This is a genomic window from Neobacillus sp. PS3-34, from assembly GCF_030915465.1.
GTDB lineage: Bacteria > Bacillota > Bacilli > Bacillales > Cytobacillaceae > Neobacillus_A.
In genome coordinates, this window is record NZ_CP133267.1 from 1467515 (window position 1) to 1479698 (window position 12184).

Annotated in this window: 12 protein-coding genes, 4 pseudogenes and 3 riboswitches; of the genes and pseudogenes, 5 read left to right on the plus strand and 11 right to left on the minus strand. The window is 40.9% G+C overall.

Features of this window, described 5'->3' with window-relative positions:
* The first annotated feature begins 10 nt into the window (after positions 1–10).
* The 5 genes and pseudogenes from RCG23_RS07500 (at position 11) to RCG23_RS25910 (ending at position 2837) form a co-directional block, all read left to right on the plus strand.
* A complete protein-coding gene (locus RCG23_RS07500; RefSeq protein ID WP_308179219.1) occupies positions 11–289 on the plus strand; it encodes a hypothetical protein in 279 nt (92 codons plus the stop codon).
* A gap of 203 nt (positions 290–492) precedes the next feature.
* Positions 493–1322: pseudogene (locus RCG23_RS07505) on the plus strand (aldo/keto reductase).
* A gap of 345 nt (positions 1323–1667) precedes the next feature.
* A complete protein-coding gene (locus RCG23_RS07510; protein ID WP_308179220.1) occupies positions 1668–2114 on the plus strand; it encodes a hypothetical protein in 447 nt (148 codons plus the stop codon).
* 12 nt (positions 2115–2126) lie between these two features.
* On the plus strand, positions 2127–2432 hold the full coding sequence (locus RCG23_RS07515; protein WP_308179221.1) for a DUF2653 family protein: 306 nt from the start codon (positions 2127–2129) through the stop codon (positions 2430–2432).
* Positions 2433–2681: 249 nt separating this feature from the next.
* Positions 2682–2837, plus strand: a complete 156-nt coding sequence (locus RCG23_RS25910; RefSeq protein ID WP_374049813.1) for an IS3 family transposase — start codon at positions 2682–2684, stop codon at positions 2835–2837.
* A 26-nt stretch (positions 2838–2863) separates the two neighbouring features.
* On the opposite strand, the gene RCG23_RS07520 is transcribed toward RCG23_RS25910, so the two are convergent.
* The 11 genes and pseudogenes from RCG23_RS07520 to RCG23_RS07570 all read right to left on the minus strand — a co-directional run bounded on the left by RCG23_RS07520 (position 2864) and on the right by RCG23_RS07570 (position 11931).
* The gene (locus RCG23_RS07520; protein ID WP_308179994.1) at positions 2864–3349 is read right to left on the minus strand and encodes a PspA/IM30 family protein; all 486 of its coding nucleotides are present in this window, start codon (positions 3347–3349) and stop codon (positions 2864–2866) included.
* Positions 3343–3522 carry a PspA/IM30 family protein gene (locus RCG23_RS07525; RefSeq protein WP_308179222.1) on the minus strand — a complete coding sequence of 60 codons (180 nt, stop codon included), beginning with the start codon at positions 3520–3522 and terminating at the stop codon, positions 3343–3345. Before RCG23_RS07525 ends, RCG23_RS07520 begins: the two co-directional genes overlap by 7 nt.
* Complete coding sequence (locus RCG23_RS07530) at positions 3523–4209, minus strand: hypothetical protein (protein WP_308179223.1); 687 nt, start codon at positions 4207–4209, stop codon at positions 3523–3525. It abuts the gene before it with no gap.
* A gap of 712 nt (positions 4210–4921) precedes the next feature.
* Positions 4922–5389: a 6,7-dimethyl-8-ribityllumazine synthase gene (gene ribE, locus RCG23_RS07535; RefSeq protein ID WP_308179224.1), complete on the minus strand. Its 468-nt coding sequence runs from the start codon at positions 5387–5389 to the stop codon at positions 4922–4924.
* A gap of 20 nt (positions 5390–5409) precedes the next feature.
* Positions 5410–6605 (minus strand): annotated as a pseudogene (locus RCG23_RS07540) (bifunctional 3,4-dihydroxy-2-butanone-4-phosphate synthase/GTP cyclohydrolase II).
* A gap of 13 nt (positions 6606–6618) precedes the next feature.
* Positions 6619–7275, minus strand: coding sequence for a riboflavin synthase (gene ribE / locus RCG23_RS07545; protein ID WP_308179225.1), 657 nt, complete (start codon positions 7273–7275; stop codon positions 6619–6621).
* A gap of 205 nt (positions 7276–7480) precedes the next feature.
* Positions 7481–7624, minus strand: a riboswitch (FMN riboswitch).
* 108 nt (positions 7625–7732) lie between these two features.
* Positions 7733–8942, minus strand: a pseudogene (locus RCG23_RS07550) (M20 family metallopeptidase).
* Between the two features lie 24 nt (positions 8943–8966).
* A pseudogene (locus RCG23_RS07555) lies at positions 8967–9804 on the minus strand (MetQ/NlpA family ABC transporter substrate-binding protein).
* A gap of 14 nt (positions 9805–9818) precedes the next feature.
* Positions 9819–10466, minus strand: a complete 648-nt coding sequence (locus tag RCG23_RS07560) for a methionine ABC transporter permease (protein WP_308179226.1) — start codon at positions 10464–10466, stop codon at positions 9819–9821.
* A complete protein-coding gene (locus RCG23_RS07565; RefSeq protein WP_308179227.1) occupies positions 10456–11487 on the minus strand; it encodes a methionine ABC transporter ATP-binding protein in 1032 nt (343 codons plus the stop codon). Before RCG23_RS07565 ends, RCG23_RS07560 begins: the two co-directional genes overlap by 11 nt.
* Before the next feature lie 93 nt (positions 11488–11580).
* A riboswitch (SAM riboswitch) is annotated at positions 11581–11685 on the minus strand.
* 78 nt (positions 11686–11763) lie between these two features.
* Positions 11764–11931, minus strand: a complete 168-nt coding sequence (locus RCG23_RS07570) for a Fur-regulated basic protein FbpA (RefSeq protein WP_308179228.1) — start codon at positions 11929–11931, stop codon at positions 11764–11766.
* A gap of 75 nt (positions 11932–12006) precedes the next feature.
* Positions 12007–12110, minus strand: a riboswitch (SAM riboswitch).
* Positions 12111–12184 lie beyond the last annotated feature (74 nt).

Sequence of the window (12184 nt, forward strand, 5' to 3'; positions counted from 1 at the left end):
AGGCAGGGTCATGAAGCTGAAGTATCAATATGATAAAGAAATACTGACAATATCAGAGAAGCAAAGTGAAAGTGATATTGAAATCACCATTCTTTTCAGAAATGAGGAATCAGCCAAGCATTTAGAAGCTATCCGTATTTTCTTTGATGAGAATGACATTTATACTGATGCGATCTTTAACACTTACACTGATAACAGCCATCAGGTCATTGTAAGGAAAGACTATTATATTGATTTTATCTTGCAGCTTTTCAAACAAACTCTACTGAAAAGTATTACCTGGGAATAACCGATACGTACACCCGTTAATGAAAAAAAGGCAGTCCCTGATATTGGATCTGAGGACTGCCTTTTCATTTGGATAAACATTTGTTATGGACGAAAATGAGTGCCTGCTGGTTTTCCCTGCTATTTGTAAAATACAGCAAAATGTTTTTAGTTTTTCGGCTATTATGAGAAAATAAGAAGGCAGAAAATGAAGGAGGTATTATTATGCCAACAAATTTAAAAAGTACGACTGTCCTGCATAACGGAGTAGAAATGCCGTGGTTTGGACTTGGAGTTTTTAAAGTACAGGAAGGCTCGGAAGTAATCGATTCAGTAAAGGCAGCCATAAAAAATGGATACATAAGCATTGATACCGCTGCAGTTTACAAAAATGAGGAAGGCGTTGGGCAAGCGATTAAAGAATCGGAAGTTCCTCGTGAAGAATTGTTTATTACAACAAAGGTTTGGAATGCCGAGCAGGGCTACGAATCTACTTTAAAAGCGTTTGAAACAAGCATGGAAAAGCTTGGTCTTGACTATCTTGACCTTTACTTAATTCACTGGCCTGTTAAAGGCAAGTATGTTGAAACATGGAAGGCGCTCGAAAAGCTGTACAAAGATGGCCGCGTCCGTGCAATTGGTGTAAGCAACTTCCATGTCCATCATTTACAGGATATTCTAGAAATTGCTGAAATCAAGCCGATGGTTAACCAAGTGGAATACCACCCACATTTAACACAAAAAGAGCTTCACGAATTCTGTAAAAAAGAAGGCATCCAGCTTGAAGCCTGGTCTCCTCTAAAACAAGGAGAGCTTTTAACAGAGCCGACCATTGTTGAGATTGCTGAAAAGCATCAGAAATCTTCTGCGCAAATTATTTTGCGTTGGGATTTACAAAATGAAGTGGTTACTATTCCAAAATCGATAAAAGAACACCGCATCATTGAAAACGCTGATATTTTTGATTTCGAGTTAACAGCAGAAGAAATGGAAACAATTAATGGCTTAAATAAAAACGAGCGTATCGGCCAGATCCTGACAATTTTGATTTTTAATCTTTAAAAACACCTGGTATCCAGCCAGGTGTTTTTAGATTTCATACCTATAAAACTTCCTATCTACCCCCATAACAGGATAGTTCTCCGGCAGGTCTCGCTTTTCAATCTCTTGGAAATCATTTTTTTCATAAAATCTATGGGCAGTCACAAACTGCTATGTCGTTCCGAGAAATATTTCCTTAACTTCATTATCCTTGGACCATTACACACTATCCTGCAAACTCCTGCTATTGTATTTATATAAATTTAGGAAAGCAAAAAAAGCTTAGCAATCCCGAAAAAGGGTAAATGCCAATTATAAATAATGGCGAAAACATCACATCTCAGAAAGGAGTATTAATAGTGAAAAAGACTTCATTCATTATCCTGTTAATATTTACACTAATTTTGCCAAGTATCGCTGATGCGAAGGGATTCAGGGGAGGCAGTTCGAGAGGCAGCACTTTTTCCCATTCTAATAGCAGTATCAGTTCAAAGAGCGGCAGCACATATCGTTCGGGATACAAAAGCCCATCAAGCAATGCAACTAAAAAACCATCCTACAATAATCAGCAGAATTACAATAATAACCAACAGCGGTCATCAAAAACAAAGAGCATTCTGACCCACGGAGCAGCATTTGGTGCCGGAGCATTGTTGGGCAGTATGCTTCATCCCTTTGGTGGCGGTGGATATTATGGAGGTTATGGCGGTGGCGGGTTTTCAATCCTTCCAATCCTGATCGATATCGTTGTTATTCTCATTATTATACGGATAATTAAGAGTATTTTCTCTAGAAGACGGTATTAAGGGGTAATAATTATGGAACTTCTTTTAAATGAACAAGACGTTGTAGACAGTGTCTGTGTCTATGCAGCATATCGCGATAACGCTTCTCCCCAGGACGTGGATGCAGACTTGCAGTTTAACCAACAATATGGATTTTCTGCTTCTTCACAGATTCAAGGGCATATGCAAAGATATTTTAACGAGCAGGAAGTTGTCGATGCAGTTTCAGAATATCTGCAGGAATATCATAACTTCCCTGCTGAAAGGATTTTGGTTGAATTACGATTTTCCCAGGATGAAGGCATCCATGCTTCTGTAAAAATAACTAATGATTATTAATTGATTTAATAAAACCACTCAATGTTATTATCCCCTTTAAGTAGATATTCTTCAAAAAATTTTCAATACCGTGAAGAAAAGAATGTCACTTGGAGGGGGTTTTGCTTTGGCTAAAAAACAAATAAAGATAAATTCATGAAATATATTAATGTATCTAATAGTTATAAAGTATTGGGGGAGGATTTAGGAATTCTCAATTTTACACATCTCAAAACATAGAAGTTGTATATAGAACCGTGTAATTCTTAAATGGAGATACGACAAGCGATTGAAGAATATATCAATCACTACAATTTCAAACGTACTCAAATGAAACTAAACCAACGCGCACCGACTGAATATTGTACGCGTTGGCTGCATAGTTTTTTTTGTTGTCTGCTTGACAGGGTAAGACCAAAACACTGATGGTTTTTCGGGTTTTAGGTGTTTTCTTATTTGGCTTCCTTTAGCTTCGCCAATTCCTTATCAATCGCATCTAGCAAATCTGTTTGGATGGCTGCTGATTTTGTTCCTGTTGAAAACTGATAAAAATGCGTGCTCGCTGCTGCCTCTGCTTCAAGCTTTTGCACATATCCTTCGACTTTTGCAAAGCCTCTTACAGCGCTTGCAGTATCAAAGTTTGATAGGGCGGAATGAGATTGTTTTATCGCTTTTGCTGCATGCGCCCTTGTCAGAAGGCTAAGCTTTTTGACCTCTAATTCCTGATATTTTTCATTTAACTTGCTAATTTGCTCGTAAAGCCGGGAGGTCTGCTCCTTGATGGCAGAAAATTGTTCCCGGTAGGCTGTTAGTTTTTCCTCTTCAAGGATTTTTTCCTTAAGGGCAAGCCTTGCCATGTCTTCTTCATTTCTCGAAACTGCAAGCTCTGCCTGACGGCTCCGTTTCGCAACCAGAGCTTCTGCTTCGTTTACTAGAATTTCATATCTTTTTTCAAGATATAATTGGTGGCGAAAGCCTTCTGTGCATCACCAACCTGCTCCTCGAGATTTCGCATATATTCATTCATCATGCTTATTGGATTTTCCATTCTGTCCAATGCTTCGTGTACATCTGCTGTAAAGATGGTTTTAACGCGTTTTAGGATACCCATTTAATTTTCCTCCTTAAAAAGATTTCTTTCCCATTCGTCTAACTTGTCTGCATCAGTGTTAATAGTTCCTGTTGCCACCTGAAATGAAACTGGAATATCCCAACTGTCATTTTTGTTTGTGATTATCCATTTTTTAAAAAGCCAAACGATAAGTATTACTGCTGCTGCAGCCAGTAAAAAAACTTTAAAAATCATAACCAGGCCAATCAGCATCAAAAGCCAGCCTGTCCATTTCTTCAACAAACTGTTCCCAGAAAACTTACGTAAAAACCAGCCCAGGAAGAAAATTGCCGCTGCCAGCATCCAACCGAACAAGCCGAAACCATGATGTTCCCTGCCGTGGAAGCCTCGATCCATAGGTCCATGTCCAAATCCTTTAGCAAATTGGCTCTGGCTGCCATTCATGTCACGGTTTCCGAAGAAAGGATGATTTAGTGAAGGTCCATTTTGTGAAAGTCCATCCTGGCGGTCTCCTTTTTGAAAGGCCTTATTTTGATTATTTCCGAAAGGTGCAGCTGGCCCACCATTAAATTTGGAATGAGCATTTTGTAAGAATGGTGCTCTGCCCAGTCCATCGAACCAGCCTCTATGCATCGAAAAAAATCCTGCAGCAAGGATAACTGCCAGAAACGGTATCAATAACCACCTCCTTTTTTTAGACTTCTTTTTTTCAAAATCTTGTTCCATTTCTATTCCTCCTTACACCGCTTACTGTCTTACAAGGTTCATTATCCAAGGCTTGCCTTAACTTTTTCTTAACTTCTAAAAAAGAATTGAAAAGAATGAATTTCGGAAAAGAAAAGTGGATTTTTTTATAAGGCTGTTTTCGTATACTTTGTTGCTATTTAAGGAGTAGTTGATTTCCACTCCAGGATGCTCGCTTTCCGCGGGGCGGGCGATGAGCCTCCTCGGCGCACAGCGCCTGTGGGGTCTCACCTGTCCCGCTGCTCCCGCAGGACGTTGAATCATCTTCCTAGAATCAACACCGCACGAAGGAAATGCGAGAGCATTTTCGAGGAGCTCGCACCTTCCGCTCCAATCAACTTCTTTTTCAACGATTTGCTTTTAAAAACCTATTTGCAAAACAACAATCTCTTAGAAAACAGCCTTTTATAAAACTAGGAATTTAGGATGCGGATTTTATCGATCAGTACGAAAGAGTGATGGAGGCAGTCCAATATTTCTGTATTTTAATGCCATAAAAAAACTCAAATGCTTGTATTTGGCTTTCTATGGGTGAAAAATCCCACTCTATGCATATAAATCACTCTTCTATGATTGTAATTTAGGTTCTATGCGAAAAAAAACTGTTCTATGCCCCAAACCTTAGATTCAGCCTTTTCTCTGCAAAAAAAGGGCAACACCCCATGAATGGAGCGTTGCCCTTTTAAAAATTCTATTATTCAAAGCTGCGGCTAAGGTTAGCCATTTCAATTGCAGAAGCAGCTGCTTCCCAACCTTTATTTCCTGCCTTTGTTCCTGCCCTTTCGATTGCCTGCTCGATGCTGTCAGTCGTTAAAACACCAAATATGACTGGAACTCCTGTATTTAAAGCAATCGATGCTACCCCTTTTGCTGTTTCATTGCAAACATAATCGAAATGAGGTGTGGATCCCCGGATAACGGTACCTAGGGTAATTACAGCATCATATTTATTGCTTTTCGCCATTTTCTGAGCCATGAACGGAATTTCAAATGCCCCCGGAACCCAAGCCACATCTACACCTTCTTCAGCAACACCATGTCTCTTAAGCGCATCCTGGGCTCCGCTCAATAGCTTGCTAGTAATAAATTCATTAAAACGTCCTACCACTATTCCAATTTTAAGTCCCGTACCTACTAAATGTCCTTCAAAAATGTTTCCCATGTGTTATTCCTCCAATAATATTAATAGTGAAAAAGATGGCCCATTTTACTATGCTTTGTTTTTAAATAGTTCTCATTTTCTTTACGAGCTTCCATTTCAATTGGAACTCTTTCGACCACTTCTAAATCGTACCCTTTAAGTCCAGTAATCTTCCTGGGGTTATTGGTCAGAAGCTTCATTTTCTTTATTCCAAGGTCTCTTAATATCTGAGCGCCAATTCCATATTCGCGTAAATCGGGGCCAAAACCAAGCTTTTCATTTGCTTCGACAGTGTCGTAGCCTTCTTCCTGAAGCTTATAAGCTCTCAATTTATTAAGAAGCCCTATTCCACGGCTTTTCCTGACGCATATACAGGAGAACCCCTTTTCCCGCTTGCTCGATTTGCTTTAATGCTGCATGCAGCTGTGGCCCGCAGTCACACCGGTAGGAACCGAAAGCATCGCCAGTAAGGCATTCAGAGTGTACCCTTACCAGAACAGGTTCACTTGGGTCAATATCCCCTTTTACAAGTGCCACATGTTCCTTATCATCAACCAAATTAGAATATCCTACTGCTTTAAAATCGCCGAACTCGGTCGGAAGAATAACTTCTACTTCTCTCTTAATCAGATTGTCCTTCCTGTTGCGATATTCGATTAAATCCTTGATCGTAATCATTTTCAACTCAAACTGGTCGGCAATTTTACGAAGCTCTGGCACACGGGCCATTGTTCCGTCCTCATTCATAATTTCACAAATTACTCCCGCAGGTTTGGCACCGCAAAGCTTTGCCAGATCCACTGCTGCTTCAGTATGGCCAGCTCTTCTAAGAACTCCTCCTTTTTTTGCGATAAGAGGAAATACATGCCCAGGCCTTTTAAAATCAGCTGGCTTTGATTTAGGGTCAAGCATACTTATTACGGTAGCAGAACGCTCGTATGCTGAAATACCTGTAGTTGAAAATTTATGGTCAATACTTACCGTAAAGGCTGTCCCATGCGGATCGGTATTTCGTGAAACCATGGGCATCAAGTCCAGCTTCTGTGCGAGCTCTTCTTCAATCGGTACACAAATTAATCCTCTTCCATGTGTAGCCATAAAATTTATGACATCTGGTGCTGGCCATTTGTGCAAGTGCAATGAGATCCCCTTCATTTTCCCTGTCCTCATCATCACAAACAATGACTGTTTTGCCTTGCATGAGTTCATATATCGCTTCTTCAATCGGATCAAACATCGCTAATCTCTCCTTACTTAAAGCCATTTTCCTCTAAGAAACTGGCTGTTATATTTGCACTTCTTTTTTGACTGGATTGCTGCCTGTTTGATAAAAAGTGACCGACATATTTTCCAATCATATCGCATTCGATGTTGACAATATCCCCTGTTCCCTTTGTCCCAAGAACAGTTTCTCCCAGGGTGTGGGGAATGAGCGATAAAGTGAAGCTATCTTCTGTAACTCCAAATACAGTCAAGCTGGTCCCGTCAACAGCTACAGAGCCCTTTAGGATGATGTAACTCAACAAATCACTGTCTGCCTCAATTTCATAGTAAACAGCATTTTCGAATTGTTGTTTTCCTTTTATTACACCTGTTCCATCCACATGTCCCGACACAAAATGTCCGCCAAATCTCCCCCCCGCTGCCATAGCCCTTTCAAGATTAACCTTTGAGCCTCTTTTAACTGTTTGCAGGCTGGTGGCCTTAACTGTTTCAGGCATCACATCCACCTTGAATTTGTTTTTTGAAAAGGATGTTACTGTGAGGCATACTCCATTGACAGCAATACTGTCCCCAAGATGAACATCCTCCAGTATCCTGGCTGCGTCAATCGTCAGCACAAAGGATTCTCCGGTATGCTGAATATTTGAAACCAATCCAATCTCCTCAATGATTCCGGTAAACATGATTTGTTACCTCTCTTTACCTATGTTTTGCATCAGAGTATTTTATACAATAAAAAGACCCTAAAGCACTAACACTTCAGGGTCATCGAAAAGGCATTATAAAATAAAGGGTTGAAAAAAATGGAGGATTAAAAAACCCTATGCGCTGGTTAAACTCCATCGGCAAAAAAGGGTACACTTGTCCCCTTGCCCAATCCTTAAATTTCGCTTCCTTCTCCCATCCAGACTATACTGTCGGCTCTGGAGTTTCACCAGATCCACCGGTTAACAAAGTTAACCGGGTCACGGACTAAGCAGCACATGCTGCATCACCGCCGGTTGGGAATTGCACCCGACCCCGAAGGAAATATTCATTTGTATTTATATAATACTTAATATTTCTTAGAAAGGAAATATTAATGCCTCGAATTCAAAAGAATGAACTGGCACCAGTTCGGTTCAGCCCACTCTATTCTTATTATTCTATATCTTTTCTTTTTAAAAATTCCAGTTTAATTTCCTGAAGCGTTGACGGCTCCGTAATAAGGCGAAAACCAGTGAGAGCAAGGCCTTCGCTCCAGTGATAAGAGCTTCATCTCCTTTTTGAGACCGGGCTGCTTCCCGGAACTCAACTGTATGGGCAATGAGGTCATCCGGACCAATTTTTATGTAAGGATGGATGGTAGGAACCACTTGACTGATATTTCCTGCATCAGTGGAACCTAATCCTTCCTTTTCTCCAGTTGCGACTTTTTCCCCCAGTTCTTCAATAACCTCCTGAAAAACCGAATCATAACGCCTGTTCAATAGCAGGTTATCTACTTCATTTTGAAAAGCAATCACGTTTACTTCTGCGCCAGCTGCTAACGCTGCTCCTTCCGCAATAGCTTTAACTTTCCTGGTAACTCCATTCAGTGTCTCTCTAGTAGCTGCCCTGATGAAAAACCTGGCTTTTGCATATTCGGGCACTATATTGGGAGCATCACCTCCATGAGTAATAATGCCATGGATGCGAACATCATCTGTGACATGCTGCCTTAATGCATTGATACCATTAAACAACTGGATGACTGCATCCAAAGCATTGATTCCTTCGTGAGGAGACGCAGAGGCATGGGCAGCCTTGCCGATGAATTCAAAATCCAGTGGATCAACAGCAAGGGAGGTGCTGGTAATTCTGGTCTGACCTGATGGATGTACCATGATGCAGGCATCAATGCCTTCCAAAAGGCCATGTTTCACAAAACTTCCTTTTGCACTTCCATTAGGTCCACCTTCTTCAGCTGGCGTCCCAAAGACCACTACTTCTCCACCCGTCACATCAAGAATTTTGCTAAGGGCAATAGCCGCTGCTGTGCTTGTGGTTCCGATGATATTATGCCCGCATGCATGGCCAGGCCAGGCAGTGCATCATATTCAGCAAGGAAGCCAATAACCGGACCATCTTTTTTAGCAGATTTTTTTCTGGCCAGGAAAGCAGTCTCATGCCCTGCAACACTTCTTTCCACAGCAAATCCTTCCGATACCAAAAGATCCACAAGCAGTGATGAAGCAAAATACTCCTCATTGCCTATTTCAGGCTTGCCATGAATCTGGTGGCTTATATCAATATACTTTTCTTTATTTTCTTCAACATTGCCCAAAATCGCTGCCTTCAATGCCTCCACCTTGGATATTGCTGTTGTCATCAATGTCACTCCTTTTCATTTTTATTATTCTCCAATATCGCTTAATGGAACAAATGTAGGAATTGTGCTGCCTTTATATTCTTTTTCTATAAATTCAGCTACATCATCCTGCTGGTAGAGCTTAGCTATTTTTTTGAGCACTTTACTGTTTTTATCCTCTGTACGTGCTGCAATGATATTGATATACGGCTTAGCTGTAGCATTTTCATGGAAAATGGAGTCCTTAACTGGATTTAAACCTGCATCGACTGCGATACCATTATTGATAATAGAAGCAGCAACGTCTGGCATTACCCTCGGAGTTTGCCGGCAACAACAGGAACAATTTTTAATTTCTTCGGATTTTCAACAATTTTATCAAGAGAACCGTTCCCGTCAAAATTCTTAGGTAATTTGATAAGCCCCGCCTCCTGGAGAAGCAGGAAGGCCTCCCCATGTTGGTGGCTTCGTTTGGTACGGCAATTTTACCGCCATTCGGAAGCTCTTTTACCGATTTATACTTGTCAGAGTAAATTCCCATCGGAGCTATGACAGTTGTTGCGATGGGTACCAAGTCAAGATTATGTTCCTTTTTAAATGCATTGAAATAAGAGATTGTCTGGAACGCATTAGCCTCGATTTCACCTTCGGAAAGTGCCATGTTCGGCTGCACATAATCTGAGAAGCGGACTATTTCAATTTTGATTCCTTCCTTTTTCGGCCTTTTTGCTACAAAGTCCCAAATACGGTTATCTGAACCGCTGACTCCAATCTTAACGGTTACTTCTTTCTTAGCCGATCCTCTGGCTTTATCGATGGAGCAGCCTGTAACGATAGCTGCAATTAAAAGTAAAAACACCAAAAATCCTACTGATCTTTTCATCAATACACTCTCCCTTATCTTCTTCTTATTTTTTTTGAAAGGATGTTTCCCGAGGTCTGAAGCGCCTGGACAAGAATGACCAGGATGCCGACGGTGATGATCATTACTTTTGTGTCAAACCGCTGGTAGCCGTAGGTAATAGCCAGATCACCCAAACCGCCTCCGCCCACGGCACCTGCCATTGCGGATGCACCGATTAAACCCACGGTCGCGATTGTTAACCCAAGTACAAGGGAACTTAAAGCTTCCGGTACAAGAAAGCGGAAAATAATTTGGCTTGGGGTAGCCCCCATTGCCTCCGCTGCTTCAATTACTCCTGGATCTACTTCCAGTAATGAATTTTCAATTAGCCTGGCTATGTAGGCGGCATAAAAGACAAGCGGTACCACCGCTGCTGCTGTACCGATTGAAGTACCGACAATCAACCTTGTCAGCGGGATAATAGCAACCAGCAGAATGATAAATGGCACTGAACGAAAAATATTTATGAATCCATTTAAAACCGTAAATAAGGGAACGTTCTCCAGCAAATGCCCCTTCCGTGTAACCACCAATAAAATGCCGAGCGGAAGTCCGATTAATGTGGAAAACATGAGCGAAAATCCTACCATTGTTAGGGTATCAAGCAATGCTTGAACAATTTCGGTATTATCAACCAGCATACGGAAGCACCTCCTTTATCGAGACATTTTTAATGTTGATAAACAAAACAGCCCTGTTGATTTCACTTTCAGCACCCTGGAACTCAACAAGCAGGTTTCCGTATGGTATTCCCTGAAGTTCCGTGATATTTCCATATAAAATATTGACATCAATATTGAACTGCTTGGCGATTTTAGATAACAGCGGCTGGCCGGCGCTGCTTCCCACAAAGATAATTTTATAAATCTTCTTGTCACCACCCGTTTCCTTTATGGCCTTCTGAATCGATTCCGGTATACTGTCATTCATAACCGAGCTAACGAAGTTCTTTGCAGTCGCGGTTTGCGGGTTTGAAAATACTTCGAAAACGGTTCCCGACTCAATGATCCTACCCTCTTCAATCACGGCGACTTTATCGCAAATCTCACGGATGACACCCATTTCATGCGTTATCAGCAATATGGTAATGTTATATGCTTTATTAATCTTCTTTAAAAGCTGGAGTATTGCCCCAGTTGTTTGCGGATCAAGGGCTGAAGTTGCCTCATCACAAAGCAGAATGGAAGGCTGGGTAGCGAGCGACCTTGCTATTCCTACCCTTTGCTTTTGCCCGCCTGATAATTGGTCAGGATAGTGGCTGGCTTTATCTTTTAGCCCAACAAACTCAAGCAGTTCATTTACCTTTTGTTTGATTTCCTTTCCAGGCACCTTTGCCAGCTTAAGGGGGATTGCTACATTATCAAATACGGTTTTTGAGTTTAATAGATTGAAATGCTGGAAAACCATCCCGATTTTTCGCTTTGCATCACGTACCTCCTTTTTGGATAAAGCTGCGAGATCTTTGCCCCCAACTAAAACTCTTCCTGAAGTAGGACGCTCCAATAAGTTCACACAGCGGATGAGAGAGCTTTTACCGGCTCCGCTAAAGCCGATCACTCCAAAAACTTCGCCTTCATTGATAGATAAATCGATTCCTTGAAGCGCATTTATTTGCCTTCCTCCGCTTTCGTAAACCTTTGTGACACTTTCAAAGACAATCATGTTGTAGAACCCCCTTTTCTTATTTTCAAAATAAAAAGCCCCTTCTTGGAAACAAGAAGAGGCTCATCAAAGAACATAAATAGACAAGGTCTCATCTTATCTCCCAAGCCTAATGCTTGATGGAATTGGCACAGTTCTCAAATATGAGTCCGCTGCCGAGGTTTCATAGGCCAGTCCCTCCACCTCTCTTGATAAGTAAAGATTGTTTTTACTATGCAATTTTTGTTTAATACACCACCATGTTAACGCGGTATTTTATAAAAGTAAATACCTTTTTTAAACTTTTTTACCATTTTCTTTTAATAAACGGTATTCGCTTTCCAGTCTATCCAATGGAACATCATATAAATGCCGATGATCTGAAGTTTTGTAGACATTTTGCGCTATGAGCCTTTCAATCAACTTTGCTTTTCTGTTTTCCACCAATTCTGATAACCTCGCCACTTCATCTACCACCTCTTGGTCAAATAAAAAACTCCCTCCTTGAAGTAAGAAGAGAGTATCAGGTTTCCCCGGCTCTTCTTATCTCTCAGGATTAATCCTGCAGGAATTGGCACAGTTCTCCAAAAGGAGCCTGCTGCCGAGGTTTCATAGGCCTTTCCCTCCACCTCTCTTGATAAGAAAAAAAACTATTCAATTTTTCGCATAGATTAATATAAGATTGCTTTTACCTTATATAATATAAAAATAAAAACCT

Excerpts from the sequence above, each read along its gene's own strand:
- RCG23_RS25910 (WP_374049813.1), top strand. The coding sequence starts at position 2,682 with ATGGAGATACGACAAGCGATTGAAGAATATATCAATCACTACAATTTC.
- ribE (WP_308179225.1), bottom strand. The coding sequence starts at position 7,275 with ATGTTTACCGGAATCATTGAGGAGATTGGATTGGTTTCAAATATTCAG.
- RCG23_RS07515 (WP_308179221.1), top strand. The coding sequence starts at position 2,127 with ATGGAACTTCTTTTAAATGAACAAGACGTTGTAGACAGTGTCTGTGTC.
- RCG23_RS07525 (WP_308179222.1), bottom strand. The coding sequence starts at position 3,522 with ATGGGTATCCTAAAACGCGTTAAAACCATCTTTACAGCAGATGTACAC.
- ribE (WP_308179224.1), bottom strand. The coding sequence starts at position 5,389 with ATGGGAAACATTTTTGAAGGACATTTAGTAGGTACGGGACTTAAAATT.
- RCG23_RS07500 (WP_308179219.1), top strand. The coding sequence starts at position 11 with ATGAAGCTGAAGTATCAATATGATAAAGAAATACTGACAATATCAGAG.
- RCG23_RS07560 (WP_308179226.1), bottom strand. The coding sequence starts at position 10,466 with ATGCTGGTTGATAATACCGAAATTGTTCAAGCATTGCTTGATACCCTA.
- RCG23_RS07565 (WP_308179227.1), bottom strand. The coding sequence starts at position 11,487 with ATGATTGTCTTTGAAAGTGTCACAAAGGTTTACGAAAGCGGAGGAAGG.
- RCG23_RS07530 (WP_308179223.1), bottom strand. The coding sequence starts at position 4,209 with ATGGAACAAGATTTTGAAAAAAAGAAGTCTAAAAAAAGGAGGTGGTTA.